Raw genomic sequence first — 26,538 nt, forward strand, 5'->3', positions numbered from 1 at the left:
TATTAGCAAATACAGTTATTTACACCAGAAATGCTAATCTTAGTCTATGTCGATCATAAAGGAGCTGATGATGAAATACGTAACAGGAATTGCCGCGATCTTACTGGCAGTTGCATCCCCACAGGTTCTGGCGGCACCTGCGTCATGTGAACGCGTGAAAAGCGATATCGAGCAGCGCATCATCAATAATGGCGTCGCAGAGTCCAGCTTTACGCTGAACATTGTCCCCAACGATCAGGCCGATCAACCTGATTCACTGGTGGTAGGACATTGTGCAAACGATACGCACAAAATTCTCTACACCCGGACTAACAGTGGAAACGCCCCTGCCAACAGCTCGCCTGCACAGGACGGGCACGTCGCCGAACCGCAATAAATCATACCCTCCGTACGCGGAGGGTTACTCCAGTTTGATATGCATTAAGATGCCATACTCATAAATGGGTAAACTCACTCTATTATTAGCATGCTATTAATTTCGCTGTAGAGATTAGTATATAGCGATAACTATAATGGAGTGAGTTATGTCTGATACTGAGCAATATGGAGGCATTAGCCGCAGGATGTTAGTGAAATCCTCGGCTATAGGTTCGTTGGCGCTTGCCGCTGGCGGGTTATCGTTACCTTTTGGGATGCGCACCGCAGCTGCTGCGGTACAACAGGCAATGCAACCGGCTGAAGAGAAAGTGGTTTGGGGCGCTTGTTCCGTGAACTGCGGCAGTCGTTGTGCCCTGCAACTCCACGTCAAAGATGACGAGGTCGTATGGGTGGAGTCTGATACGACCGGAGACGATATTTATGGTCAGCACCAGGTGCGTGCCTGTTTGCGTGGACGCTCAATCCGTCGACGGATCAATCATCCGGACCGCCTCAATTATCCTATGAAGCGCGTGGGTAAACGCGGTGAGGGCAAATTCGAACGCATAACCTGGCAGGAAGCGCTGGATACCATCAGCACCAGTTTAAAAAATACCGTACAGAAATACGGTAATGAGGCCGTGTATATCAACTACACCTCTGGCATTGTCGGCGGCAATATTACTCGCTCCTCCCCTTATGCCTCGCTGGTCGCTCGATTGATGAACTGCTATGGCGGATTCCTGAGCCATTACGGCACATACAGTACCGCACAAATCGCGGCGGCAATGCCTTACACCTACGGCTCAAATGACGGCAACAGTACCTCTGACATTGAAAACACGAAGCTGGTGGTGATGTTCGGCAATAACCCTGCCGAAACGCGCATGAGCGGCGGTGGCATAACATACTTCCTTGAGCAGGCCCGGGAGCGTTCTAACGCCCGCATGATCGTCATCGACCCGCGTTATACCGATACCGCTGCGGGTCGTGAAGATGAGTGGATCCCTATCCGTCCGGGAACCGATGCCGCACTGGTGGCGGGAATCGCCTGGGTCCTGATTAACGAAGATCTGGTCGACCAGGCGTTCCTCGACACATATTGCGTCGGTTATGACGAGAAAACCCTACCCGCTGACGCCCCCGCTAACGGACATTACAAGGCCTATATACTTGGCAATGGCGATGACAGTGTCGCTAAAACGCCCCAATGGGCCTCGCATGTCACAGGGATCCCGGCCGAGCGCATCATTAAACTGGCACGGGAAATCGGTAGTACAAAACCGGCGTATATTTGTCAGGGTTGGGGTCCACAACGTCAAGCTAACGGCGAACTGACTTCGCGCGCGATCGCGATGCTGCCAATCCTGACCGGCAACGTTGGCATCAACGGCGGCAATAGCGGTGCACGAGAATCAACCTACACCATCACGATTGAACGCATGCCGCTGCCGGATAATCCCATCAAGACCCAGATATCCTGCTTTAGCTGGACCGACGCCATCGCCCGGGGTCCGGAAATGACCGCAACCCGCGATGGCGTGCGCGGTAAAGATAAGCTCGATGTACCGATTAAATTTATCTGGAACTACGCGGGCAACACCATTACTAATCAGCACTCAGATATCAATAAAACGCATGAGATCCTTCAGGATGATACGAAATGCGAAATGATAGTGGTCATCGAAAACTTCATGACCTCCTCAGCGAAATATGCCGATATCCTGCTGCCGGACCTAATGACCGTCGAACAGGAAGACATCATTCCTAACGACTATGCGGGCAACATGGGATACCTCATTTTTATTCAACCCGCGACGTCACCGAAGTTCGAACGCAAACCGATCTACTGGATAATGAGCGAAGTCGCCAAACGCCTTGGCAATGATATCTATCAACGGTTTACGGAAGGCCGTACTCAGGAACAGTGGCTCCAGTATCTGTATGCAAAAATGCTGGCCAAGGACCCCGCGCTCCCTTCTTATGACGAGCTGAAAAAAATGGGGATCTATAAACGCAAAGATCCTAACGGGCATTTTGTCGCTTATAAAAAATTCCGCGACGATCCGCAGGCCAATCCACTCAAAACACCGTCTGGAAAGATTGAAATTTACTCCAGCCGGCTGGCGAAAATTGCCAACACCTGGGAGTTGCAGAAGGATGAAGTAATTAGTCCACTTCCCGTCTACGCCTCCACGTTTGAAGGGTGGGACGATCCTAAACGCAGCGCATTTCCGCTGCAGTTGTTTGGCTTTCATTACAAATCCCGTACGCACTCCAGCTACGGCAATATTGATGTTCTGCAGGCGTCCTGTCGTCAGGAAGTGTGGATCAACCCCGTCGATGCCCAAAAGCGTGGTATTGCAAATGGCGATATGGTGCGGGTCTTTAACGACCGCGGGGAAGTACGTATTCCGGCCAAAGTGACGCCACGGATCCTGCCTGGCGTCAGCGCAATGGGCCAGGGTGCATGGCACGATGCCGATATGGCCGGCGACAAAATTGACCATGGCGCCTGCGTCAATACGCTGACAACACAGCGCCCTTCACCGCTGGCAAAAGGCAACCCACAGCACACTAATCTGGTCGAGATCGAGAAGGTTTAAGGACTAACCCATGACAACTCAGTATGGATTTTTTATTGATTCCAGTCGTTGCACCGGGTGCAAAACCTGCGAACTGGCCTGCAAAGACTACAAAGACCTCACTCCTGACGTCAGTTTCCGGCGGATTTACGAATATGCAGGTGGTGACTGGCAGGAAGACAACGGCGTCTGGCACCAGAACGTTTTTGCCTACTATCTCTCCATCTCCTGTAACCACTGCGAGGATCCGGCCTGCACCAAGGTTTGTCCAAGTGGTGCGATGCATAAGCGTGAGGATGGTTTTGTGGTGGTCGATGAAGACGTATGCATTGGCTGTCGCTACTGTCATATGGCCTGCCCGTACGGTGCGCCACAGTACAATGCTGCGAAAGGACATATGACCAAGTGTGATGGCTGCCATGATCGCGTGGCAGACGGCAAAAAGCCCATCTGCGTCGAGTCCTGTCCGCTGCGTGCGCTGGATTTTGGCCCCATCGACGAACTGCGCAAAAAACATGGTGAACTGGCTGCCGTCGCCCCGCTGCCGGGTGCGCACTTCACCAAACCAAATATTGTGATCAAACCAAACGCCAATTGCCGCCCGACCGGGGATACCACGGGTTTTCTGGCTAATCCAAAGGAGGTGTAATATGGGAAATGGATGGCATGAATGGCCGCTGGTACTGTTTACGGTGCTGGGCCAGTGCGTAGCCGGGGCGCTGATCGTCAGTGGTTGCGGCTGGCTGACAGCTAAAGACGAGCTGGCAAAACAACGTATCGTTCGCAGTATGTTTTTTCTCTGGCTGGTAATGGGCATCGCCTTTCTCGCCTCGGTTATGCATTTAGGTTCGCCGCTGCGCGCGTTTAACTCGCTGAACAAAATTGGCGCATCGGCGCTAAGTAACGAAATCGCCAGCGGTTCGCTGTTTTTCGCCGTCGGTGGCCTGTGGTGGCTGGTGGCGTTTCTCGGTAAAATGCCCGCAGCGTTAGGTAAAATCTGGCTGCTGTTGAGCATGTTGCTGGGCCTGGTATTTGTCTTTGCGATGACCAACGTCTACCAGATAGACACCGTCCCAACCTGGTATAACGGCTATACTACACTGGCGTTTTTCATGACGATGCTGCTCAGTGGACCGCTATTTGCCGCTCTGCTGCTGCGTGCTGCAGGTGTTTCTTTTAACGTCGTCAGATTCGCCGGTATCAGCGTATTGGCTCTGCTGGTTACGGTGGCCGTTATTGTGCTGCAGGGACTGTCACTCGGCGAGATCCACAGTTCGGTACAATCCGCCAGCGCGCTGGTTCCCGACTACGGCAGTTTACAGGTCTGGCGTGTGCTGCTGTTGGCTGCGGGTCTGGGTTGCTGGATATGTCCGTTGATCCGTCGCAAACGACCGTCCGTTGGCGGGTTGGCGCTCGGGTTAATTCTGGTGCTTGTCGGTGAAATCATTGGCCGCGGATTGTTTTACGGTTTACATATGACAGTCGGAATGGCTGTTGCAGGTTAACTTTCGGGTGCGGGGCAACCCGCACTGTTCAGGATTGTTTGCATGACCCATTTTTCACAACGAGACAACTTTTCTACTGCAGCGCGTGTGCTCGGCGCGCTGTTTTATTATGCCCCAGACAGTGCGGAAGCTTCGGCACTGGTCAGTGCATTAAGAACCGAAGGCTGGCAGTCGCAGTGGCCGCTTGAAAAGACAACGCTTTCGCCGTTAGTCGATCAGTTTCAGGCTGATGCCGATGAGTCTCTCCCGCAGGCCTGGCAACGTCTGTTTGTTGGGCCTTATGCGCTCCCTTCTCCGCCATGGGGATCCGTCTGGCTGGATCGTGAAAACGTGTTGTTTGGCGACTCCACGCTGGCATTACGCCAGTGGATGCGGGACAACGGCATCCAGTTTGCCATGCAGCAAAATGAGCCAGAAGATCACTTTGGTTCGCTGCTGTTGCTGACGGCCTGGCTTGCCGAGAACGAACGCCACACCGAGTGCGAGCAACTGCTGGCCTGGCATCTGTTCCCATGGTCATCGCGCTTCCTTAATGTGTTTATCGAAAAAGCCGACCATCCGTTCTACCAGGCGCTGGGTGAGCTGGCGCGTCTGACGCTGGCACAGTGGCAATCACAGTTACTGATCCCGGTAGCCGATAAGCCTTTGTTCCGTTAGTTTCGTCACAGGTAGGATGCGTCCTGCCTGTGGTGCATCCTGTTGCGCACGCTGAGCTTTTGCTTCTGTTACCTAATAGCCGCAAAATAGAGCGTCTGAATTTTCCAGTCTGGCCACTCATGCATCATTTACATGCTTACCCTGACCTGCGTGCCATGTTCCGCCGCCTGCTGATCGCCGCGTTGATTGGCGTCCTTGCTGCGCTGGCCGTCGCAGGATTTCGTCATGCCATGCTACTTCTCGAATGGTTGTTTCTGAGCAACAACACAGGGAGTCTGGTCAACGCAGCGACAAACCTTTCGCCCTTAAGGCGTATGCTGACACCTGCACTCGGCGGTCTGGCGGCTGGATTACTACTGTGGGGCTGGCAAAAATTTAACCGTTTACGTCCGCAGGCTCCCACTGATTATATGGAAGCCCTGCAAACCGACGGACAATTTGACGTCAGTGCAAGCCTGGTGAAATCGCTGGCATCGTTACTGGTGGTTGCCAGCGGGAGCGCCATCGGACGTGAAGGTGCCATGATTTTACTGGCGGCCCTGGCAGCCTCCTGCTTTGCTCAACGCTTTACCCCGCGTACAGAATGGAAGTTATGGATTGCCTGCGGCGCCGCTGCAGGTATGGCTGGAGCCTATCATGCCCCGCTGGCGGGCAGTTTATTTATTGCCGAAGTATTGTTTGGCACACTGATCCTCGCCTCACTGGGGCCGGTAGTGGTGTCCGCCGTAGTCGCATTACTCACCACCAATCTGCTTAGCGGCAGCAATGCGCTGCTGTATACCGTGCACCTGTCGCGGGAATTACATGCTCTGGAATACGTTATGATTGTCAGCACCGGTCTGGCTGCTGGCATCTGCGGACCGCTCTTCATGTGGTTGATGACCGCCAGCCATAATGTATTTTTGCGCTTAAAACTCTCGCCACCGTGGCAACTGGCGCTTGGCGGGTTGATCGTTGGCCTGCTTTCATTGCTCACGCCTACGGTCTGGGGTAATGGCTACAGCGTGGTGCAGTCATATTTACTTTCACCACCGCTGCTGGCCGTGGTTGGCGGGATTTTTATCTGCAAATTACTGGCGGTGCTTGCCAGCAGTGGATCCGGTGCTCCGGGTGGCGTGTTTACGCCAACGCTGTTTGTCGGCTTGTCGGTGGGCATGTTGCTGGGTCAGGTATGGGGATTATGGCTTCCGGGCTCGGATGAAATTGCCATTTTGCTGGGATTAACGGGGATGGCCACGCTGCTGGCGGCTACCACGCATGCACCAATAATGTCGACGTTGATGGTTTGTGAAATGACCGGGGAGTATCGCCTGCTCCCCGGATTACTGATCGCCTGTGTCCTGGCGTCGGTACTGTCGCGTACGTTACGCCACGACTCTATCTACCGACAGCACGCTGCCGAGCATTGAAAGGCGGATGTACTGCGACAACTCACGTTGCTCTGCACGAGGCAGATAAGGCAGTTCACCGATCAGCGGTGCAGGTAATTTTTTACCCAGCACATCAATGATTTCCGCATAATGCGCCAGCCCAGGGTTAATGCGATTCGCAACCCAGCCAATCAACGGCAGTCCGTCGCTGGCTATCGCCTGCGCGGTGAGGATCGCATGATTAATACAGCCTTCCTGGATACCCACTACCATCAGCACCGGCAGTTGTTCCTGCACCACCCACTCCGATAACGGACGCAGATCGTTCATCAAGCTCCGCCAGCCTCCGGTGCCTTCCACGACAACGTGATCGACTTTTTCGCTGAGGCTTGCGAGACCGTTGGATAACAGGGTGTAATTGACCGGACCACTATGCGCCACGCTACTTTCATCTTCGCTCAACGCAATTGGGTTAATCGCCTCATAAGGCAGCTCGATAGATGACACACTTTGCAGTACCAGTGCATCTTTGTTGCGCAGACCTTCGGGCGTCTCTTTGCTGCCTTTGGCTACAGGTTTGTAACCCGCAACGCTTTTACCCCCTGACGCTAACGCTTGTAGTAATGCGCGGGAAACCACGGTCTTCCCAACAGAAGTGTCTGTACCTGTAATAAAGAAACGCTTCAGCATCACTAACTCCACCGTTATGCTTTGAAAATATAAGTCAGGAAAATAAAACAGTGGAGAAAGTCTAAGGTATGACGACCAGGATCAGCTTGAGATAGCGCAATTTTTCGTACAACAGTTAAAAAATGTTAACCCTGTAATAGACGAATCAACAAAGAACCGTTATACATCGCGTCCTTCACGAGCGCCGCCCCCGCCATCGTCCCCTGATTGGTAAACTGGGTGCTTTCAACGACTATATGCTGACTGTAAGCCGGAAGCGCCTGCTGACGAATGCTGTCCGCAATGGTAGGGAACAAGATATCTGCCGCTTTGCTGAGCGGAGAGCCAATCAATATCTTTTGCGGGTTGAACAAATTCACCATGATGGCAAGAATTCGACCGACGTGGGTCCCAACGCCGCTAATGATATCTTTCGCCAATAAATCACCCTGCATGGCCGCCAGACACAGCGCGTCTACCGTTAACGGTTGCCCATGTAGAGAAGAACTCATTGACTGCTTCAGGCGCACCTGCGCCAATTCGAGCACGCTGTCGACGCTGGCGATTGTTTCCAGACAACCATGGTTGCCGCAATAGCAGCGTTTACCGTAGGGATCGACCTGCGTATGGCCAATCTCCACCAGGCTACTGCTGCCTGCATGCAGCAAATGGCCGTCAGTGATCACCCCGGCACCCACGTTATGATCGATCACCACCTGAATGACGTCACGCGCACCGCGCGATGCGCCAAAAAGCGCCTCGGCCATCGTCCAGGCGCTGATATCGTGCTGAATATACACCGGCACGCCGGTATGGTTCTCAAGCGCTTCGCCCAACGGCATCTCTTTGACATCTTCGTAAAATGGCATGCGATGAACGATACCGTTTTCAGTATCAATAATGCCGGGTAAGGTGATGGCGATGGAGGTTAAGCGCTCCAGCTTTTGCTGGTGGCGGATGAAAAACTGATCGACCTGGGTTATCACGCGATCCAGCAACGGCGTTTCACTGACCAGTGGCATGTCCAGGCAATCTTCAACCACCAGCTTGCTGCTCAGATCGCGTAGCGCCAGAAAAATCTCGCCACGACTGATACGAATGGATAAGTAGTGCCAGGCCTCCGTTTCGACAACCAGCCCAACGGCCGGACGACCACGGCTACCCGCTTCCTTGATTTCCAGCTCTTGCACCAAATGCGCTTCGAGCATTTCGCGGACAATTTTGGTAATACTGGCAGGCGCCAATTGTGCCAGGCGGGAGAGATCAATACGCGATACCGGACCCAGCTGATCAATCAGGCGATAAACCGCACCCGCATTGGTCTGCTTAATTTGATCGATATGCCCAGGCTGACTATCAGCAACCACCACTTACTCCCTTTATTTTCGCGCTCCGAAATAATCTGCGGGCTATGGTGAAGCACTTCAATGGCTTCCGTCAACTTTTTACTTAGCCTTGTGATTTACTGCACATTTTCACCCATTTTTAAACTAAATTAACCGCTCTGAACGGCCACCAGAAGCTGCTCGCGAAAGCGTTGCGCGGCATGACTTTGCTCATGATGCTTTGGCCACACTAACCACATTTCCGAGACAGCATCTTCTTCCGCTATCGGGATCCAACACATTTCATACAGTTGTACCCGTTTAAAAGAAGCAGGAAGTATAGAAACCCCTAATCCTGCGGCCACCAGCCCAATGATAGTCATCGCCTCGCCAACCTCCTGCGCAATCGTCGGCTTCAGTCCATAGCGACGCATCAGGCCCAGAATATCGTCATACAACCCTGTCCCCACATGGGGGTCAAAAAAGACAAATGGCTCATTCGCCAGTTCGGCCAACGTGACCACGGGTTTTTGCGCCAACGGATGCGCACGTGGGATCATTGCCATCAGTGGTTCATGCAGAATGATTTCACGCTCCAGCGTTTCCGGAAGCTGCGTATTGCGCAGAAGCCCCAAATCCAGCGTTCCTTCATTGAGCGGAGCAATTTGCTCACGCGTGTTCATTTCGCGGGTTTGCATATGCACTGCCGGGTAGCTTTGGCGAAACAGAGATAACGTATCTGAAACCGCTTTGATAAACGGCGCGGACGACGTAAAGCCGATACGCAATTCCCCTGCTTCTCCCAGATGCAAACGCTCAGCCCTGGCGGCGGCTTCATTAACCAGCCCGAGGATCTGCCGACTGTCCGCCAGAAACTGCTTTCCGGCAGAGGTCAGTGCCACGCTACGGTTAGTTCGGGCAAGTAACCGGGCGCCAACCTGCTGTTCAAGGATCTGGATCTGCTGACTTAGCGGCGGTTGCGAAATGTTTAACCGCGCCGCCGCCCGACCAAAATGCAACTCTTCGGCAACGGCCACAAAGTAACGTAAATGACGCAGTTCGATATTCATATTTTTAAAATATTATTTGAGATTATTAATATATTAGACAGAATATTGTGATTTTCATACTCTTAAGGCTGGTCCTGTAGACGTAATTGAATGAGCAAGGATTTCAAGTGAGCCGTACAACAACTGTCGATACCGCGCCAACAAGCGATGTTGATGAACAGATAGTTACCCCGCCGGATGGATTTATCAAACGCGGAACATCCCCATTTATGCGCGTCACGCTGGCGCTGTTTTCCGCCGGACTGGCGACTTTTGCCCTCCTCTATTGCGTACAACCCATACTACCAGTGCTCTCGCACGAGTTTGGGGTCTCTCCCGCAAGCAGCAGTATCTCGCTTTCCATCTCGACGGCGATGCTGGCGATAGGGTTACTGTTTACCGGCCCACTTTCAGATGCTATTGGCCGCAAGCCGGTGATGGTTACCGCGCTGCTGCTCGCCTCTTGTTGTACGCTGCTTTCAACGATGATGACCAGCTGGCACGGTATTTTAATCATGCGTGCTCTGATAGGACTTTCACTGAGCGGCGTCGCGGCGGTAGGGATGACCTATCTGAGTGAAGAAATTCATCCCAGTTTCGTCGCCTTCTCAATGGGCTTGTATATCAGCGGTAACTCGATTGGCGGTATGAGTGGTCGCTTGATCAGCGGTGTGTTTACCGACTTTTTTAACTGGCGTATCGCGCTGGCGGCGATCGGCTGTTTTGCCCTTGCCTCTGCACTGATGTTCTGGAAAATCTTACCGGAATCCCGTCATTTCAGACCTACGTCGCTGCGCCCGAAAACGTTGTTTATCAACTTCCGCTTGCACTGGCGCGACAAAGGTTTGCCGCTGCTGTTTGCGGAAGGTTTTTTACTGATGGGATCGTTTGTCACGCTGTTTAATTACATCGGCTACCGCCTGATGCTCTCCCCGTGGGAGCTCAGCCAGGCGGTTGTAGGTTTGTTATCTGTGGCGTATCTGACCGGGACCTGGAGTTCGCCAAAGGCGGGTTCTATGACCACTCGTTATGGCCGTGGCCCGGTAATGCTCTTTTCAACAGGCGTGATGTTGGTTGGACTTTTGATGACTCTGTTCACATCGCTATGGCTGATCTTCGCCGGGATGCTGCTCTTTTCAGCCGGGTTCTTTGCCGCGCACTCCGTAGCAAGCAGTTGGATTGGACCACGAGCAAAACGCGCTAAAGGCCAGGCTTCTTCTCTGTATCTGTTCAGCTATTATCTGGGATCCAGTATTGCCGGTACGCTGGGCGGTGTGTTCTGGCACAGCTATGGCTGGAACGGCGTGGGCGGATTTATCGCCCTGATGCTGGTGTTGGCGTTGCTGGTCGGTGCGCGTTTGCACCATCGACTGCACGTATAATCCACGATGCCCGGGTTCCGGGCATCACCTTCATCACCCTGGCTGTAACGTCTGAGCCGCCATCTGCAGAGCAATAACCGTCCCGTTCATCACTATATGCAGCAAAATTGGCATCAACAGACCGTTGCTTTTCAGTCTGGCCAGGATCAACACCTGCGACACAAGAAACAACATCAGCAACGTACGTAGATCCACATACTGCGTATGCATGATGGCAAAAATGACCGATACCACCACTGACGACAGCCAGGTTTTATTATTGAACCAGTACTGGAACGCGTTGAATAAACAGCCTCTGAAAACAATTTCTTCATAAACTGGCGCGATAAATATCAGGGTCAACGTAGATAACCACAACGCATAACTACTTAAGGATATTTGGCTGGTCACCCACGCTTCGGTTTGTCTGAGACCCAAAATCAATGGCAGGATAAGCTGAATAAACAGCAGCGCCGCGAACAAAATGGCAAACCACCTGGCGTTGAAAATGCCTTTGCCCAGTCCCTCTCTTTTTCTAAAGAAGAAATAATACAGCGGAACCAGCACAATAAATTCCAGCGCAAACAGCAGCGGAAAAAGTAACCCTTTGGCAAGCAGGTCCTGACTCGCGGGGAAAAACAACGGGGTAAACGTGAGGCCAAACATCAGTAAAAACATTGAAAAGCAGCCAGCAACTGCTTTAGTCCTGGCGATATACAGGTTGTCGGCATCCTGTGACATACGATCTCCTTGCGCTCATCGAAGATAAGTTGATGAATTACCTATGCATGATAAAAATTCTCATTATCACTGACAACCTACCAACTTTTACGCAATGCCCATGAGTACAATACCAAAACCCTCTTTACTCCGGAACTTCACCGTCAACTACACAGAGGAGAATCCGCCAGCGGCAACGAGAAACGGAAGCAGGCCCCTGCGGTTGAGCTAACCAGATGTATATCTCCTCCATGCAGTTCGAGCATTCTACGCACGATCAGTAAGCCCAGACCGCCGCGCTCGGCCCGCTGCTCACGGGGAATTAACGCGGTCGGGCGCTGAAACAATACTTCTCGCACAGCTTCTTCTACCCCTGGCCCGCTGTCCTGCACTTCGGCTAACAAACGGTCTTCATCACGCCAGACTTTTAGCCGCACTTCGCCTCCGTCAGGCGTATGACGGATAGCGTTATCCAGCAAATTCGTCACGACTCTTTCTATCATCGATAAATCGGCATTCACCAGCGGTAACGGCCCCGTTACGTCAAGGTGAAACTGCAAATGACGCGTGGCAACAGGGAGATCAAATTTCTGTGCCACGTCCTGGATCAATTCACCAATAGCAAAACGTTCACGCTGCGGTTTTATACCGCCATGCTCCAGCCTTGCCAGCTCAAACAGCTGTTGTGACAGATGGCGAACTTTATGCCCCTGGCGCAGCGCGATGCTAAGATAATGCCGGTTTTCCTCAGGCGTCATCGTATCGGCTTTCAGCGACAGCATTTCCAGATACCCCAACAGCGAAGTCAACGGCGTGCGTAGGTCGTGCGAAATATTGGCAATAAACTCTCTGCGCTGACGATCGCTGTCTGCTAATAAATCCCACTGCTGGGCAATTTTCTGCGCCAACTCGATAAACGCATTGTTCAGCAGCGCTATTTCATTCTCCGGTGCCGGTTCGGGATTTTTTTGTGCCAATTGTTTGATGACGGCAATGCTGTCCTTCTCCAGTTTTACCACCTGTTCGGTTAGCCTTTTTACTGGATTAGTCACCCATCGCCACACCAGAAAACCTGCAATTCCACCGGCTAATAAAACCAGTATTAACGTCCAGGCAACGGTATTCCAGAGCGTTTTTTGCCAGGCGGTATTCGCCAGCATATTCAGATCTTCGCCCTGCAGAATAATGTACAAATAGCCATGTAGCTCACCGTTATATAAAACTGGCGCGGCGCTGAATACCTTTTGCTGGCTGCTACGCGGATCGTTGCCATAGACGGGCAACGCAGCTGAGTTAAGGAAATCCTGTATCGGCTGTACGCTAATTTTCTGCCGCTGGATATGCCCCGGCGGTGCGGCATCAGCAAGTATTTCACCTGACGGTGAAATCAGATACAGCTCCACGCTGGGGTTAAGCGTCATCAGGTGATTAAACAATCCTTTTAACGCCTGGCGATTAATCTGCCCGCTGGTATCAATAAGCGACTCACTTTTGACAATCTTGCTCGCCAGCTCCAGCGAGAGCCTTTGCACCATGGCGTCGCCATACTGTTTACTGCTGCGGATCTGGACAACACTGACGGTAACCGCACAAATCAGCATAATGGCGGTAAAGACGAGGGTCAGACGCTGGCTCAGCGACAGGCGATAAATCATGGCTGATGCTCCGCGTTAACCGCAGCAAGCTTATAGCCTCGTCCCCAAACCGTGAGAATAATTTCCGGCTCCGCAGCATCCTTTTCAATTTTGGTCCGCAGGCGATTAATATGACTGTTCACCGTATGCTCATACCCTTCATGCTGGTAGCCCCACACCTGATCTAACAGCGCCTGACGCGAAAAGACCTCGCCTGGATGACGGGCGAAAAAATAGAGCAGATCGAATTCGCGCGGCGTTAAATCGAGGGATTTACCATGCAGCCGGACTTCCCGGGCTAATGGGTCAATCTCTACGCCATGAACGGTGATAATCCCCGCCTCCATACGTAGGTTCTGACTCATCGCTTCCTGACGACGAAACAATGCCTTTACCCGGGCCATCAACTCCAGCACCGAGAAAGGTTTGGCCAGATAATCATCGGCACCCATTTCCAGCCCCAATACACGGTGCGTTTCGCTGGTGCGGGCGCTGATGATAATGACGGGCAAATAAAAACTCATTTGGCGAATGCGACGACAAATCTCCAGCCCGTCGACACCCGGCAGCATCAGATCGAGGATAACGGCATCCCAAACGTGTTTCTCCAGTTGTTCAAGCGCACGAGCTCCATCTGCCTCATGAACAATCTCGTAACCCTCATCCTTTAGGCTAAGCTGCAAAAGTGAGGCAATATCGCTGTCATCTTCAACCAAAAATATCTTTTTCGCGCCTGCCATCAGTGTCATCCCCCTCTCGTCGTGCTGAAAGCTTACCTCAGGCAAGGGGCGGAAGTTATCACAAAATTTTTAACTTTTCGTGAGGATCCAGGGATACACATGCGAGCAGTATGTCGTCACAGACACGTCAGACATCAACAGGGAAACGTCGCTTTGTTTTCCTTAACATGAAAATAAGAAGGAAAAGTCATGCTAAAAAAACGTCCACTTCGGGAAGCAGATGTTACAGCCGAGTCAGTATTTTTTATGCAACGACGACAGATCCTCAAAGCACTTGGGATAGGTGCTGCTGCGGCCACGCTGTCCTCCCCTACACAGGCTAATTTGCTGGATTGGTTTAAAGGCAACGATCGTCCACCCGCACCCGCAGGCAAAGCGCTTGAGTTCACAAAGCCCGAACGCTGGCAAAACAGCCTGTCACTGACGCCAGAAGACAAGGTGACGGGCTACAACAATTTCTACGAATTTGGTCTGGATAAAGCCGATCCTGCCGCCAATGCCGGTAGCCTGAAAACCGATCCCTGGACGTTAACCATCAGCGGTGAGGTCAACAAACCTTTAACCTTGGATCATGATGCGCTGACCACACGCTTTCCATTAGAAGAGCGTATTTATCGGATGCGTTGCGTTGAGGCCTGGTCGATGGTTGTGCCGTGGGTGGGTTTTCCGTTGCATAAATTACTGGCGCTGGTTGAGCCGACTAGTCACGCCAGATACGTCGCTTTTGAAACACGCTACGCCCCTGATGAAATGCCGGGTCAGAAAGACCGCTTTATTGGCGGTGGGTTGAAATATCCCTATGTCGAAGGTCTTCGTTTGGATGAGGCTATGCACCCGCTCACACTTCTCACCGTAGGCGTATATGGCAAAGCATTGCCGCCGCAAAACGGGGCGCCGATACGCCTGACCGTGCCCTGGAAATACGGCTTCAAGGGCATTAAATCGATAGTCAGTATCAAGCTGACGCGCGAGCAGCCGCCGACGACCTGGAATATGTCTGCACCGAATGAATACGGATTTTACGCCAACGTAAATCCGCAGGTTGATCACCCTCGCTGGTCTCAGGCTACTGAGCGTTTTATCGGTTCGGGTGGCATTCTCGATGTACAGCGACAGCCCACGTTACCTTTTAATGGTTATGCCGATGAGGTGGCATCGTTATATCAGGGCATGGATCTTCGGGAGTATTTTTAAGTGAGGTTGACTGCAAAACAGATAACCGGCCTGAAAGTGCTGCTGCATCTCGCCGGTTTTTTACCCCTGCTATGGCTCTTCTGGGCCGCGCAGCATGGCGGGTTGGGTGCCGACCCGGGAAAAGATATCCAGCACTTTACGGGCATTACCGCGCTGAAGTTTTTGCTGGTTACCCTGCTGGTATCGCCGCTTGCGCGCTATGCAAAGCAGCCTTTGTTGTTTCGTACCCGGCGGTTGTTAGGTTTATGGTGCTTTGCATGGGCCACACTGCATATAACCAGCTATGCTCTGCTGGAACTGGGTATACAAAACTTGGGATTGTTGGGTCGTGAACTGGTTTCACGCCCATGGCTAATGCTGGGTATGGCCGGTTGGATTATCTTATTCCTGTTGACGTTGACCTCGACACAAGCCGCTCAGCGTAAAATGGGCAAACGCTGGCAAACATTGCACAACTACGTCTACCTGGCCGCCATTTTGCTACCGCTGCATTATCTGTGGTCGGTAAAAGTGTTATCACCGCTCCCTATTATCTACGCCATCTGTTTTGTGGTTCTGCTGGCTTTTCGCTATAAAAAACTGTTACGGAAAACCGGGTACAAAGGTGTGTTTATGAAAAGTGAGTGAATCACGGTAAACTTCTTAACCACACCTAAACAGAACGAGAACAAAAAATGAGTAACAATGATAATTACCATCAGCTCACCCGCACGTTCCAGCGGCTCTCTCGCTTCTCCCACCTCTCGGCAATCGCCAGTTGGGACATGTTTACCATGATGCCGCCAGGCGGCAGTAAAGCCCGAGCCGAAGCGTTGGCCGAGCTGAGCGTGCTTGAGCACCAACTGTTAACTGACCCGAAAGTGGCAACGTGGATTGCCGCAGCGCAACAGGAAGCTCTCAACGATGTAGAACAGGCGAACCTGCGCGAAATGTCTCGATTGCATCACCAGGCATCCTTGTTGCCCGAATCGTTGGTAGAAGCAAAATCACTTGCGGGAAGCCGCTGTGAGCATGCCTGGCGTAGCCAGCGACCAGCTAATGACTGGGAAGGATTTTCCGAAAACCTGAAAGAGGTTGTGAAGTATAGCCGCGAAGAAGCCCGACTGCGCGCAGAAGCAAAAGGTTGTTCGCCGTATGACGCGCTACTGGACATCTTTGAACCAGGAATGACCAGCGCTCAGTTGGATGTCCTTTTCGCAGACGTTAAAAGTTGGCTGCCCGATCTGCTAAACAAGGTGGTGGCAAAGCAGTCTCAACAGTCGCTCATCGCCCCGGTAGGTCCCTTCCCAACAGCTGTACAGCGAGAGCTGGGTCTTGAAACAATGGCACAGTTAGGTTTCGACTTTACCGCTGGTCGGCTGGATATCAGTGCACATCCTTTCTGTGGCGGCGTACCAGAAGATGTTCGCATTACCACCCGCTATGATGAAAACGAATTACTCAGCGCACTGTTTGGCGTGATCCATGAAACCGGTCATGCGCGCTATGAGCAAAACCTGCCACGCAGCTGGTCTGGGCAACCTATTGCTCTGGCACGCTCAACCGCCATTCATGAGTCCCAGAGTCTGTTCTTTGAGATGCAGCTGGGACGCAGTAAAGCCTTTCTGATGCGGTTAATTCCGGCTGTAACGCGCCACTTTGGCAATCAGGCAGCGTTTGAAGAAAGCAATTTCATCGCCTGGAACCAGCAGGTTAAACCCGGGTTTATCCGTGTTGATGCTGACGAGGTAAGCTATCCCGCTCACGTGATCCTGCGTTATGAAATCGAACGTGCGCTTATTAATGGCGATATTGAAGTGGATGATATCCCTGCATTGTGGAACGAGAAAATGCAGGCCTGGTTGGGGCTGTCAACGATCGGAAACTACCGTAACGGTTGTATGCAGGATATTCACTGGACTGACGGCGGCTTTGGCTACTTCCCTTCCTATACATTAGGCGCCATGTATGCAGCGCAGTTGTTCAGTGCCGCTAACCGCGCATTGCCTGATTTGAATCAGTCTATTGCCCAAGGTGAGTTCGGTGCTCTGTTTGAGTGGTTACGTCAGAACATCTGGCAGCATGGCAGCCGCTTTACTACTGAACAGCTTATTACCCAGGCGACCGGGGAGCCGCTCAGCAGCCGTTATTTCCGTTCTCATCTGGAATCCCGCTATTTGTAATCTCATACCGTGAGTCATTGTACATATCGTTACACGCCGAAACCAATGACTCACGGAAGCCCTGTGTTTACAGCGATATAGTTATTTCAACGGCCCCGCAGTGGGGTTGAATGAAAAACCAAATCGAGGGTATGAGAATGAAAAAAGTATTAGCTCTGGTTGTTGCCGCTGCTATGGGTCTGTCTTCTGCTGCTTTTGCTGCTGAAACAACTGCTACTACCGCTCCGACTGCTGCTGCAACCACCAAAGCAGCGCCGGCAAAAACCACGCATCATAAAAAACAGCACAAAGCAGCGCCGCAGAAAGCGCAGGCTGCCAAGAAACACGCTAAAAAATCCACCACTAAACCGGCTGTAGAACAAAAAGCGCCAGAGCAGAAAGCTCAGGCTGCTAAAAAACACACCAAAAAAGCAGCAACCAAGCCAGCAGCAGAACAAAAAGCACCAGAGCAGAAAGCTCAGGCCGCTAAAAAACACACCAAAAAAGCCGTAAAACACGACACCGCTAAACCAGCAGCTCAACCTGCAGCATAACGCATTTGTAGTTACTATGGCGTCCCCCACGCCATAGCATACGGCGCTAGATCAACCTGATGTAGCGCCGCCTTTCGGAGGGTAAAATGGTGTCACATTACCGCTTTGAGTTCATTCTTATTACTCTGATAATTTGCGCCCTCATTGCCATGCATTTTTATCTTTCCTGAGTGTAGTTATCTGATTTTACTCCCACTTTCTCGCCGTCCCGTCTATAGTATTAACTGAGGGTTTGCTGTTTATAATCATAATTCCCCACCAGAGTGTGATATGCATAAAACCATTGCTGTATTACTGGGCTCAATTTGTTTTTTTCCTGTTGTTGCGCATGCGGATCAGCCAGCAACGACCACCGCTGAAGCAGAAAACATAAAAACGCTGTTTTTTGGTCATGACGATCGCACGAAAGTAACGGACCCAACGCAATCACCGTGGGACGCTATCGGACAACTGGAAACCGCCAGTGGTAATCTGTGTACCGCCACGCTCATTTCACCGCATCTGGCCCTGACTGCCGGACACTGCTTGCTCGCTCCACCGAAAGGCAAACCGGATAAAGCCGTCGCGTTACGCTTTGTGTCGAGAAAGGGTGTCTGGCGCTATGAAATCCATGGAATCGAAGGACGGGTTGATCCCTCACTCGGTAAGCGTTTGAAAGCCGATGGCGATGGCTGGATTGTGCCGCCATCAGCAGCCCCGTGGGATTTTGGTCTGGTGGTGCTGCGTTACCCGCCTTCTGGAATCACGCCCCTACCATTATTTGAAGGTGATAAAGCGGCGTTAACCGCGGCGTTGAAAACCGCCGATCGTAAAGTCACACAGTCGGGCTATCCGGAAGATCATCTGGACGATTTGTACACCCATCAGGATTGCGTGGTGACCGGCTGGGCGCAGAATACCGTCTTGTCGCACCAGTGCGACACGCTACCGGGCGACAGCGGTTCACCGTTGATGCTGAAGACAGATTCAGGCTGGCAGTTGATTGGCGTACAAAGCTCCGCTCCGGCGGCAAAAGATCGCTGGCGAGCCGATAATCGCGCCATATCCGTGACCGGTTTTCGCGATAAGCTGGAAGAGTTGGCGCAGGAGTAACATATGCTGCCCGCATTAACGGGCAGCACGGATATCAGGCAAGTTTAATCATCACCATTCCGGCCAGCAGCAGCACCACGCCAATCCAGCCTTTATTATTCAGGCGCTGACCAAACAACACCCAACCAGCCGCTAACGTCGCGGCAATCCCAAACCCGCCCCACAAAGCGTAGGCAACAGAAAGGTCAATACCCTTTACCGCCTGCGACAGCGCGCTAAAGGCCGCTAACACGGCAGCCAGCGACAGCACGCCATAAATCTTGCGGCGAAATCCATCAGAAAACTTCAAAAAGACGTTAGCGACTATTTCCAGCACGATGGCCATGCCAAGCCAGGCACCATGAACCCACTCAAACTGCTGCATGGGTCACCTCTTTGCTCGTTTTGGCAGGTTTTCGAGTACCAGACTTGATCAGCACAATGCCTAATACCAGCGAGACCAGTCCAGCCACTTTCATCGTGGACAAGGTTTCGTCAAATAACAACACACTAAACAGCGTAATAAATAAAATACCGATACCTTCCCACAAGGCATAGGCCACACCAAGGGCAATTTTTTTAACAGCGAAACTAAGAAAAATATATGATAAGGCGATCATTACCAGCATTAAAATAAAGCCTGAATTACCATGGCCAACGCTTGCCCATTTCATTGACAGCGTACCAGTAATTTCAGCCGTGATGGCCAGACCTAATAATATCCAGTAAAACATGATGCTTCTCCTGCTTGAGAATATAGTCCTTTAGGCCTACTGCATGCAGTAAACCAAAAAATAAAATTAGTTAGCTCAGCGCACAGCGCCAGCTCAGGCAGAAGAAGGGACTAAAGCGCGTTGCGCCAGTGTTGCTCACCCGCAAGCAAGAAAGTGGAGGAGGTACGAAGAAGTGTAGGTAAACGCAAAAACATCCTGAACATATTGTCCATAATATTACAATTATCCGCAGTGTTGCTTCTCATCATCGCGGATGATAATTGTCCTCGGTAGTTAAACACAGATGATTTGTATCATAGCTTCAAGACGAACTCAAAGTCTTTTCACTTCTTTACCTGCCCCGTTTGATTTTTGTTATAACGGCTCGACGCAAATCACATTATTATGCAGATTCAAAAATGAAAAATGCGGGAATACACATGGCGAAACCGATCATCACGCTTAACGGTCTAAAAATAGTCATTATGCTGGGCATGCTGGTTATCATCCTGAGCGGTATTCGCTTTGCCGCAGATATCATCGTCCCCTTTATTCTGGCGTTATTTATAGCCGTTGTGCTCAATCCCGTGGTGCAGCGGATGGTCAAGCTTCGCATACCGCGCGTAATTGCGGTGTCATTGCTTATCGTTATTATTGTAATGTTAATGGTGCTGCTGTTGGCGTATTTAGGTACATCCTTAAATGAACTTGCGCGAACGCTACCGCAATATCGCTCTTCACTGGTTATCCCACTGAAAAATCTTGAACCATGGTTACAACGCGCAGGGATCGGCGTTTCCGTGGACGAGCTCGTCAAATATATCGATCCGAACGCAGCAATGACGCTGGTGACCAATTTACTGACGCAGCTTTCAAATGCTATGTCATCGATATTTTTACTGCTACTGACGGTAGTTTTTATGCTGCTGGAAGTACCGCAACTGCCCAACAAACTCAAACAAATGATGAGTCGCCCCATTGAAGGTATGGCGGCGATTCAACGCGCCATCGACAGCGTCTCCCACTATCTGGTGCTTAAAACGGCAATCAGCATTGTGACCGGGTTGGTCGCCTGGGGCATGCTTGCTGCATTGGATGTGCGCTTTGCCTTTGTCTGGGGATTACTGGCCTTCGCCCTGAACTACATCCCTAATATCGGTTCTGTATTGGCAGCCATTCCCCCTATCGCTCAGGTGCTGGCATTCAGCGGTCTTTACGATGCGCTGGTGGTTCTGGCAGGCTATCTGGTCATCAACCTGGTATTCGGGAATATCCTCGAGCCGCGGATCATGGGCCGCGGGCTGGGGCTGTCCACGTTGGTAGTATTTCTGTCGTTAATCTTCTGGGGCTGGTTGCTCGGTCCCGTGGGGATGCTGCTTTCTGTGCCGCTGACCATCATCGTGAAAATCGCGCTTGAGCAAACCAACGGCGGTCAAAGCATTGCCGTGCTGCTTAGCGATCTGAACAAAGAATGAGTTTTCGCCCCGCCATTACGGGGCATTTCCTTTATCGTTTCACGCGGAAAGCCAAAACGGCGCTTAACAGCGTAAATAGCGCTATTATCCACGCCATGGTCCAGGGCGTGCCATCACTGAAGGCGGCCAGCAGCAACGATGAGATAATACCGCTGCCATATTGCAACGCGCCAATCAGCGCCGAAGCTGAACCCGCAATGTTCGGTACCGCGTCCAACGCCGCGGCAGTCGACGTCGCGGCAATAATGCCATTCATCGAGAACAGCAGAAAAATGGAAACGATAATGGCAACAATTCCGCCTGACTCCAGTTTAACCAGCAGTGCAAGCGCCACTGCGGCCAGCGCCGCCAGCATCGTCGCATATTTCAGCAGTTGTTCCAGAGCATGTCGTTGAACCAGACGACGGTTAACCACGCTCATCGCCATAACACCGATAATGTTTAGCGCAAACAACCAGCCGTAATGCTGTGGATCAACATGGTAATAGCTAATATAAACAAACGGTGACCCGGTAATAAACGCGTACGCACCGACGTAATAAAACGTCAGGCTCAGGGTATAGCGCATAAAACGCCCATTCGTTAACAACGAGCGGTAATTACGAAATGCGCCAGCCAAAGAGGCTTTCACCCGTTTATCTTCCGGCAATGTTTCGGGCAGCCAGTTTAGGGAGATAAACATCAGCGCACCAATCACCACCAGCAGCCAAAAAATTGAGTGCCAGGTGCTCAGGCGAATAATTTGTCCGCCAATCAACGGTCCGGCGATTGGCGCAATCGCCATCACCAACACCAGGGTCGAGAGCATTTGCGCCGCACGAGTACGTGCAAAGAGATCGCGGATCATCGCTCGCGCCAGCATAGGTCCGGTACAGGCTCCAAGCGCCTGAAATACCCGCCAGAAAACAATTTGCGTGATACTTGTAGACAGCGCACACCCTGCGGAACCAATGATAAATAGCACCATGCCGATAAACAGCGGTTTGCGCCGCCCCATATGATCGCTAATCGGCCCCCAAATCAACTGTGCGATAGTAAAACCAATTAAGAAACCAGTAATCGTCAGCTCAACATTGCCATGTAAATCCTCGGCCATCGTCGGCATTGCTGGAAGATAAATATCGGTAGAAAGCGATGTAAAGGCCATCAGGCCACTGAGGATCAGAATAAAAGTAAGACCGGTCTGGCTTGCGGTAGTTACCGGTGAGGCATGTTCACGTGTACGCATAGTGCCCTGTCATGTTCTAAAAAGTCAGGTCGCAGTATATAGACAACGTATTGCCGTGATTAGACGGTTAAAACCGCATGAGTTTATGAACTGAGATCATGAATGGTGAAATCATATGCGTCATATTTTGTGACTGAGTTCCAACAATTACCTTTCAGAAATGAATTCTACTCATAGGTCCATGCGAATTTCACAGACTAATCGTATCAACACAGATTTGCTAATCTGCAGCCAATGCAACGATGATGCTCAGGAGAACCCAATGAATACAACAGTTCTGAATAACGGTGTTGAGATGCCCCTGCTCGGATTTGGCGTTTATCAAATGACTGATGCCAGCGAATGTGAGCAAGCCGTACGGGATGCCATTGATACAGGATATCGCCTGATTGATACCGCTGCCTCCTACCAGAATGAAACTCAGGTCGGCAATGCTCTTAAGCAAAGCGGAGTCCCCCGCGAGGCGCTTTTTGTGACTACCAAACTGTGGTTACAGGATACCAACTATGCGGGCGCAAAGGCGCAATTCGCACGTTCTCTGCAACGGCTTCAACTGGATTATATTGACCTTTATTTGATTCATCAGCCCTATGGCGATGTACACGGTGCCTGGCGCGCGATGGAAGAATTATATGAAGAAGGGAAAATCCGCGCGATTGGCGTGAGTAACTTTCATCCGGATCGTCTGGCGGATTTAATCGCTTTCAATCGCATTATTCCAGCCGTTAACCAGATTGAGGTGAATCCTTTTCATCAGCAGCCGCATGCCGTGGCCTGGATGCAGAGCCGGAATATTCAACCGCAAGCCTGGGCACCGTTCGCTGAAGGACGCAATGACCTGTTTCAGAACCCAGTCTTAGCGGCTATTGGTGAAAAATATGGCAAAAGCGTTGGTCAAGTCGTGCTGCGTTGGATTTATCAACGTGGGATTATTTCGCTGGCGAAAACCGTGCGTAAAACGCGGATGGCCGAGAATATTCAGGTGCTGGACTTTGCCCTAACGGCGGAAGATATGACGCAAATTGCCGCGATGGACAGCGGAACCAGTGCGTTCTTCTCGCATCGCGATCCGGCTCGTGTGGAATGGATCACCCAGCGTAAACTGGATGTTTAAAAAAACGGCCTCCGCAGAGGCCGTCTTACTTTTACTGGCAATTACAACGCTTTCAGGATCGCATCCACGCTGGCTTTGGCATCGCCAAACAGCATATGGGTGTTATCTTTAAAGAACAGCGGGTTCTGCACACCTGCATAGCCGGTGTTCATTGAACGTTTGAACACAATTACGTTCTGCGCTTTCCACACTTCCAGCACCGGCATGCCGGCGATCGGGCTGCGCGGGTCATCCTGCGCTGCTGGGTTTACCGTGTCGTTGGCACCAATGACCAGCACGGTATCAGTATCGGCGAAATCATCGTTGATCTCATCCATTTCCAGCACGATGTCATAAGGGACTTTGGCTTCCGCCAGCAGCACGTTCATATGACCTGGCAAGCGCCCTGCTACCGGGTGAATACCAAAACGCACTTTGATGCCGCGCGCGCGCAGTTTCTCAGTGATTTCCGCGACCGGATACTGTGCCTGAGCCACTGCCATGCCGTAGCCTGGGGTGATGATCACGGAGTGCGAGTTCTTCAGCATTTCTGCTGTGTCTTCCGCAGTAATCTCACGATGTTCGCCAACTTCTTCATCAGACCCGGTAGAAGAACCGTCAGAACCGAAGCCGCCCGCAATAACGCTGATGAACGAACGGTTCATTGCCTTACACATAATGTAAGACAGGATCGCACCGCTCGAACCTACCAGCGCACCGGTAACGATCAGCAGATCGTTGCTCAGCATAAAGCCCGCCGCTGCCGCCGCCCAACCTGAATAGGAGTTAAGCATTGAAACGACAACCGGCATATCCGCACCGCCGATGGACGCCACCAGATGCCAGCCAAAAGCCAGTGCAATAATGGTCATCACCAGCAGCGCCAGAACCTGCAGGCCCACGCTTTCGGTACGAACAAACACCACCAGCAGCAGGAAAGAAACAACCAGCGCCGCCAGGTTCATTTTGTGACGATTCGGCAGCATCAGCGGTTTAGAGGAGATCTTGCCGCGCAGTTTGCCAAAAGCCACCACAGAACCGGTAAAGGTCACCGCACCGATGAAGATACCCAGGAACACTTCCGTCAGGTGAATGTTCACCAGAATCGGTTCCAGGCCCGTATCGTGATACAGGTAGCTGTTGAAACCCACCAGTACCGCAGCCAGACCGACGAAGCTGTGCAGAATCGCCACCAGCTCCGGCATCTCGGTCATTTCGACTTTCTTCGCCAGACGAATACCAATCGCGCCGCCGATGATCATCGCTACCAGGATCCACGCAACGTTGCCGGTATCCGGACCAAAAATCGTAGCAATCAGCGCAATCGCCATCCCGGCGATGCCGTAGTTGTTACCCTGCTGAGAGGTTTCGTGTTTCGAAAGCCCCGCCAGACTAAAAATAAACAGGATCGCGGCAACAATGTATGCAGCTGTAACTAATCCTCCAGACATATGTTACCCCTTAGTTTTTCCGGAACATTTTCAGCATGCGCTGAGTCACGGTGAAGCCACCGAAAATATTAATGCTGGCAATAAGCACCGCGATAAAGCTCAGGAAACTCACCCAGCCACCCTGGCCAATTTGCAATAACGCCCCAACCACGATAATCCCCGAGATGGCGTTAGTCACAGACATCAGCGGAGTATGCAACGCATGTGACACATTCCAGACCACGTAGTAACCCACCACGCAGGAAAGCGCGAACACCGTAAAGTGACCAAGGAACTCTTTCGGCGCGACGTCGGCGAGCCAGCCAAACAAAATCACTACCAGCGCCATCAGCGCATATTTGCGCCACGGAGAGACAGGCTTTTTCTCTTCTTTCGGAGCAGGTGCAGCTTTTGGCGCAGCCTGCGGCTGAGCAGAAACCTGGATAGGCGGCGCAGGCCAGGTGATTTCACCCTCGCGAACCACCGTGACACCACGCACAACCACGTCGTCAAAATCGACGGTGATATTGCCGTCTTTCTCTTTGCACAACAGTTTGAGCAGGTTGACGAGGTTCGTGCCGTACAACTGGGAAGATTGCGTTGGCAAACGGCCAGGCAGATCGGTATAGCCGATAACCTTCACCCCGTTCTCGGTGGTGGTCACCTGATTAGGTACGGTATATTCGCAGTTACCGCCGTTTTGCGCGGCAAGATCGACAATTACGCTGCCCGCTTTCATCGAATCGACCATTTCACGGGTGATCAGTTTCGGGGCCGGTTTGCCCGGGATCAGCGCAGTGGTAACGATAATGTCGACGTCTTTCGCCTGCGCGGCGAAGAGTTCCATTTCGGCTTTGATGAACGCTTCGGACATCACTTTGGCATAGCCATCGCCGCTGCCCGCTTCTTCTTTAAAGTCCAGTTCAAGGAACTCTGCGCCCATACTCTGCACTTGTTCCTTCACTTCCGGACGGGTATCAAAAGCACGCACAATAGCACCCAGGCTGTTTGCCGCACCGATCGCCGCAAGACCTGCCACACCCGCACCAATCACCATGACCTTGGCAGGTGGAACCTTGCCTGCGGCGGTGATCTGGCCGGTGAAGAAGCGACCGAATTCATGTGCAGCTTCAACAATAGCGCGATACCCGGCGATGTTCGCCATCGAGCTTAAGGCATCCAGCGACTGTGCGCGCGAAATACGCGGCACGGAGTCCATCGCCATAACGGTCACGTTACGCTCTGCAAGTTTTTGCAGCAGCTCAGGGTTTTGCGCGGGCCAAAGAAAACTCACCAGCGTCGTGCCCGGATTGAGTAACGGAATTTCCACCTCCTCCGGCGCATTGACCTTCAGGATGATCTCTGACTGCCAGACTGCATTTTCATCAACAATTTCTGCGCCTGCTTGTACAAACGCCTTATCGTCAAAACTCGCCAGTTGACCTGCACCGCTTTCAACCGCGACGCTGAAACCCAGTTTAAGCAGCTGCTCAACCGTCTTCGGCGTGGCTGCAACGCGGGTTTCATTGGTTAACCGTTCTCTTGGTATGCCAATTCGCATAATGTTCCCTTCCATCTGTAATTATGATGATGGTTTATCAATGTTCGCACGAGGCATGCGCGCACTCTCGAGAGAGGTCAGTGTTACCTCAATAAAATAAAACAGT

General features: G+C 51.8%; 26 protein-coding genes. 14 read left to right on the forward strand and 12 right to left on the reverse strand.

What is annotated here, in order from left to right; genetic code table 11:
• Positions 1–67: 67 nt before the first annotated feature.
• The 6 genes from JQN59_RS12295 to clcB all read left to right on the forward strand — a co-directional run bounded on the left by JQN59_RS12295 (position 68) and on the right by clcB (position 6,513).
• Entirely contained in the window at positions 68–376 is a 309-nt protein-coding gene (locus tag JQN59_RS12295) for a DUF1161 domain-containing protein (RefSeq protein ID WP_008784729.1), read from the forward strand.
• A 148-nt stretch (positions 377–524) separates the two neighbouring features.
• Positions 525–2,963 carry a selenate/tellurate reductase subunit YnfE gene (gene ynfE, locus JQN59_RS12300; protein ID WP_149607215.1) on the forward strand — a complete coding sequence of 813 codons (2,439 nt, stop codon included), beginning with the start codon at positions 525–527 and terminating at the stop codon, positions 2,961–2,963.
• 10 nt (positions 2,964–2,973) lie between these two features.
• Positions 2,974–3,591 carry a dimethylsulfoxide reductase iron-sulfur subunit DmsB gene (gene dmsB, locus JQN59_RS12305; RefSeq protein ID WP_008784727.1) on the forward strand — a complete coding sequence of 206 codons (618 nt, stop codon included), beginning with the start codon at positions 2,974–2,976 and terminating at the stop codon, positions 3,589–3,591.
• 1 nt (position 3,592) lies between these two features.
• Positions 3,593–4,447: a dimethyl sulfoxide reductase anchor subunit family protein gene (locus tag JQN59_RS12310; RefSeq protein ID WP_048214220.1), complete on the forward strand. Its 855-nt coding sequence runs from the start codon at positions 3,593–3,595 to the stop codon at positions 4,445–4,447.
• Between the two features lie 42 nt (positions 4,448–4,489).
• Entirely contained in the window at positions 4,490–5,104 is a 615-nt protein-coding gene (gene dmsD / locus JQN59_RS12315; RefSeq protein ID WP_048214221.1) for a Tat proofreading chaperone DmsD, read from the forward strand.
• Between the two features lie 119 nt (positions 5,105–5,223).
• Positions 5,224–6,513: a voltage-gated ClC-type chloride channel ClcB gene (gene clcB, locus JQN59_RS12320; protein WP_048216317.1), complete on the forward strand. Its 1,290-nt coding sequence runs from the start codon at positions 5,224–5,226 to the stop codon at positions 6,511–6,513.
• On the opposite strand, the gene bioD is transcribed toward clcB, so the two are convergent.
• The 3 genes from bioD to JQN59_RS12335 form a co-directional block, all read right to left on the reverse strand.
• Positions 6,469–7,164, reverse strand: a complete 696-nt coding sequence (bioD, locus tag JQN59_RS12325) for a dethiobiotin synthase (RefSeq protein ID WP_020996409.1) — start codon at positions 7,162–7,164, stop codon at positions 6,469–6,471. The two genes, clcB and bioD, sit on opposite strands and share 45 nt — an antisense overlap.
• Before the next feature lie 125 nt (positions 7,165–7,289).
• Positions 7,290–8,510, reverse strand: coding sequence for a sugar metabolism global transcriptional regulator Mlc (gene mlc, locus JQN59_RS12330; RefSeq protein ID WP_048214222.1), 1,221 nt, complete (start codon positions 8,508–8,510; stop codon positions 7,290–7,292).
• A 128-nt stretch (positions 8,511–8,638) separates the two neighbouring features.
• The gene (locus JQN59_RS12335; RefSeq protein ID WP_048214223.1) at positions 8,639–9,538 is read right to left on the reverse strand and encodes a LysR family transcriptional regulator; all 900 of its coding nucleotides are present in this window, start codon (positions 9,536–9,538) and stop codon (positions 8,639–8,641) included.
• Positions 9,539–9,645: 107 nt separating this feature from the next.
• On the opposite strand from JQN59_RS12335, the gene JQN59_RS12340 reads away from it, so the two are divergent.
• Positions 9,646–10,899 (forward strand): MFS transporter, encoded by a 1,254-nt coding sequence (locus JQN59_RS12340; RefSeq protein WP_003832886.1) that lies wholly within the window; start codon positions 9,646–9,648, stop codon positions 10,897–10,899.
• Positions 10,900–10,932: 33 nt separating this feature from the next.
• On the opposite strand, the gene JQN59_RS12345 is transcribed toward JQN59_RS12340, so the two are convergent.
• The 3 genes from JQN59_RS12345 to JQN59_RS12355 all read right to left on the reverse strand — a co-directional run bounded on the left by JQN59_RS12345 (position 10,933) and on the right by JQN59_RS12355 (position 13,972).
• Positions 10,933–11,619, reverse strand: coding sequence for a CPBP family intramembrane glutamic endopeptidase (locus JQN59_RS12345; protein ID WP_048214224.1), 687 nt, complete (start codon positions 11,617–11,619; stop codon positions 10,933–10,935).
• A gap of 143 nt (positions 11,620–11,762) precedes the next feature.
• Positions 11,763–13,253, reverse strand: a complete 1,491-nt coding sequence (locus tag JQN59_RS12350; protein WP_149607214.1) for a sensor histidine kinase — start codon at positions 13,251–13,253, stop codon at positions 11,763–11,765.
• A complete protein-coding gene (locus JQN59_RS12355) occupies positions 13,250–13,972 on the reverse strand; it encodes a response regulator transcription factor (protein WP_008784719.1) in 723 nt (240 codons plus the stop codon). Before JQN59_RS12355 ends, JQN59_RS12350 begins: the two co-directional genes overlap by 4 nt.
• A gap of 189 nt (positions 13,973–14,161) precedes the next feature.
• Here JQN59_RS12355 and msrP point away from each other — a divergent pair, with 189 nt between their 5' ends.
• The 5 genes from msrP to JQN59_RS12380 all read left to right on the forward strand — a co-directional run bounded on the left by msrP (position 14,162) and on the right by JQN59_RS12380 (position 18,953).
• On the forward strand, positions 14,162–15,166 hold the full coding sequence (gene msrP, locus JQN59_RS12360; protein ID WP_032943379.1) for a protein-methionine-sulfoxide reductase catalytic subunit MsrP: 1,005 nt from the start codon (positions 14,162–14,164) through the stop codon (positions 15,164–15,166).
• Positions 15,167–15,793: a protein-methionine-sulfoxide reductase heme-binding subunit MsrQ gene (gene msrQ, locus JQN59_RS12365; protein WP_149607213.1), complete on the forward strand. Its 627-nt coding sequence runs from the start codon at positions 15,167–15,169 to the stop codon at positions 15,791–15,793.
• Between the two features lie 47 nt (positions 15,794–15,840).
• Positions 15,841–17,328, forward strand: a complete 1,488-nt coding sequence (locus tag JQN59_RS12370) for a carboxypeptidase M32 (RefSeq protein WP_149607212.1) — start codon at positions 15,841–15,843, stop codon at positions 17,326–17,328.
• A gap of 137 nt (positions 17,329–17,465) precedes the next feature.
• The gene (gene asr, locus JQN59_RS12375) at positions 17,466–17,861 is read left to right on the forward strand and encodes an acid resistance repetitive basic protein Asr (protein ID WP_048214236.1); all 396 of its coding nucleotides are present in this window, start codon (positions 17,466–17,468) and stop codon (positions 17,859–17,861) included.
• A 270-nt stretch (positions 17,862–18,131) separates the two neighbouring features.
• The gene (locus JQN59_RS12380) at positions 18,132–18,953 is read left to right on the forward strand and encodes a trypsin-like serine peptidase (RefSeq protein WP_149607211.1); all 822 of its coding nucleotides are present in this window, start codon (positions 18,132–18,134) and stop codon (positions 18,951–18,953) included.
• Positions 18,954–18,987: 34 nt separating this feature from the next.
• Here JQN59_RS12380 and mdtI read toward each other — a convergent pair whose 3' ends face one another.
• The 3 genes from mdtI to JQN59_RS27250 all read right to left on the reverse strand — a co-directional run bounded on the left by mdtI (position 18,988) and on the right by JQN59_RS27250 (position 19,947).
• On the reverse strand, positions 18,988–19,317 hold the full coding sequence (gene mdtI, locus JQN59_RS12385; protein ID WP_149607210.1) for a multidrug/spermidine efflux SMR transporter subunit MdtI: 330 nt from the start codon (positions 19,315–19,317) through the stop codon (positions 18,988–18,990).
• Positions 19,304–19,669: a multidrug/spermidine efflux SMR transporter subunit MdtJ gene (gene mdtJ / locus JQN59_RS12390; RefSeq protein WP_165612493.1), complete on the reverse strand. Its 366-nt coding sequence runs from the start codon at positions 19,667–19,669 to the stop codon at positions 19,304–19,306. The genes mdtI and mdtJ overlap by 14 nt, the downstream gene beginning before the upstream one ends.
• Positions 19,670–19,776: 107 nt before the next feature.
• Complete coding sequence (locus JQN59_RS27250) at positions 19,777–19,947, reverse strand: protein YdgV (RefSeq protein ID WP_087050578.1); 171 nt, start codon at positions 19,945–19,947, stop codon at positions 19,777–19,779.
• Between the two features lie 138 nt (positions 19,948–20,085).
• Between JQN59_RS27250 and JQN59_RS12395 the strand changes: the two genes are divergently transcribed.
• Complete coding sequence (locus JQN59_RS12395; RefSeq protein WP_103014905.1) at positions 20,086–21,120, forward strand: AI-2E family transporter; 1,035 nt, start codon at positions 20,086–20,088, stop codon at positions 21,118–21,120.
• 31 nt (positions 21,121–21,151) lie between these two features.
• Here the strand turns inward: JQN59_RS12395 and JQN59_RS12400 are convergent, their stop codons facing one another.
• Complete coding sequence (locus tag JQN59_RS12400) at positions 21,152–22,348, reverse strand: multidrug effflux MFS transporter (RefSeq protein WP_048235417.1); 1,197 nt, start codon at positions 22,346–22,348, stop codon at positions 21,152–21,154.
• Positions 22,349–22,610: 262 nt separating this feature from the next.
• On the opposite strand from JQN59_RS12400, the gene JQN59_RS12405 reads away from it, so the two are divergent.
• Complete coding sequence (locus JQN59_RS12405; protein WP_149607209.1) at positions 22,611–23,462, forward strand: aldo/keto reductase; 852 nt, start codon at positions 22,611–22,613, stop codon at positions 23,460–23,462.
• A 41-nt stretch (positions 23,463–23,503) separates the two neighbouring features.
• On the opposite strand, the gene pntB is transcribed toward JQN59_RS12405, so the two are convergent.
• Positions 23,504–24,892 (reverse strand): Re/Si-specific NAD(P)(+) transhydrogenase subunit beta, encoded by a 1,389-nt coding sequence (pntB, locus tag JQN59_RS12410; RefSeq protein WP_071446485.1) that lies wholly within the window; start codon positions 24,890–24,892, stop codon positions 23,504–23,506.
• 10 nt (positions 24,893–24,902) lie between these two features.
• Positions 24,903–26,432: a Re/Si-specific NAD(P)(+) transhydrogenase subunit alpha gene (gene pntA / locus JQN59_RS12415; protein ID WP_149607208.1), complete on the reverse strand. Its 1,530-nt coding sequence runs from the start codon at positions 26,430–26,432 to the stop codon at positions 24,903–24,905.
• Positions 26,433–26,538 lie beyond the last annotated feature (106 nt).

The organism is Citrobacter sp. B72 (assembly GCF_016894305.1).
GTDB classification, from domain to species: Bacteria; Pseudomonadota; Gammaproteobacteria; order Enterobacterales; family Enterobacteriaceae; genus Citrobacter; species Citrobacter portucalensis.

Coding starts and splice junctions, on each gene's coding strand:
- JQN59_RS12310 (WP_048214220.1), top strand. CDS start 3,593: ATGGGAAATGGATGGCATGAATGGCCGCTGGTACTGTTTACGGTGCTG.
- JQN59_RS12380 (WP_149607211.1), top strand. CDS start 18,132: ATGCATAAAACCATTGCTGTATTACTGGGCTCAATTTGTTTTTTTCCT.
- JQN59_RS12345 (WP_048214224.1), bottom strand. CDS start 11,619: ATGTCACAGGATGCCGACAACCTGTATATCGCCAGGACTAAAGCAGTT.
- JQN59_RS12335 (WP_048214223.1), bottom strand. CDS start 9,538: ATGAATATCGAACTGCGTCATTTACGTTACTTTGTGGCCGTTGCCGAA.
- JQN59_RS12395 (WP_103014905.1), top strand. CDS start 20,086: ATGGCGAAACCGATCATCACGCTTAACGGTCTAAAAATAGTCATTATG.
- mdtI (WP_149607210.1), bottom strand. CDS start 19,317: ATGCAGCAGTTTGAGTGGGTTCATGGTGCCTGGCTTGGCATGGCCATC.
- ynfE (WP_149607215.1), top strand. CDS start 525: ATGTCTGATACTGAGCAATATGGAGGCATTAGCCGCAGGATGTTAGTG.
- JQN59_RS12405 (WP_149607209.1), top strand. CDS start 22,611: ATGAATACAACAGTTCTGAATAACGGTGTTGAGATGCCCCTGCTCGGA.
- JQN59_RS12400 (WP_048235417.1), bottom strand. CDS start 22,348: ATGCGTACACGTGAACATGCCTCACCGGTAACTACCGCAAGCCAGACC.
- clcB (WP_048216317.1), top strand. CDS start 5,224: ATGCATCATTTACATGCTTACCCTGACCTGCGTGCCATGTTCCGCCGC.
- dmsD (WP_048214221.1), top strand. CDS start 4,490: ATGACCCATTTTTCACAACGAGACAACTTTTCTACTGCAGCGCGTGTG.
- JQN59_RS12370 (WP_149607212.1), top strand. CDS start 15,841: ATGAGTAACAATGATAATTACCATCAGCTCACCCGCACGTTCCAGCGG.
- JQN59_RS12350 (WP_149607214.1), bottom strand. CDS start 13,253: ATGATTTATCGCCTGTCGCTGAGCCAGCGTCTGACCCTCGTCTTTACC.
- pntB (WP_071446485.1), bottom strand. CDS start 24,892: ATGTCTGGAGGATTAGTTACAGCTGCATACATTGTTGCCGCGATCCTG.
- msrP (WP_032943379.1), top strand. CDS start 14,162: ATGCTAAAAAAACGTCCACTTCGGGAAGCAGATGTTACAGCCGAGTCA.
- asr (WP_048214236.1), top strand. CDS start 17,466: ATGAAAAAAGTATTAGCTCTGGTTGTTGCCGCTGCTATGGGTCTGTCT.
- JQN59_RS12355 (WP_008784719.1), bottom strand. CDS start 13,972: ATGGCAGGCGCGAAAAAGATATTTTTGGTTGAAGATGACAGCGATATT.
- pntA (WP_149607208.1), bottom strand. CDS start 26,432: ATGCGAATTGGCATACCAAGAGAACGGTTAACCAATGAAACCCGCGTT.
- JQN59_RS12295 (WP_008784729.1), top strand. CDS start 68: ATGATGAAATACGTAACAGGAATTGCCGCGATCTTACTGGCAGTTGCA.
- dmsB (WP_008784727.1), top strand. CDS start 2,974: ATGACAACTCAGTATGGATTTTTTATTGATTCCAGTCGTTGCACCGGG.
- bioD (WP_020996409.1), bottom strand. CDS start 7,164: ATGCTGAAGCGTTTCTTTATTACAGGTACAGACACTTCTGTTGGGAAG.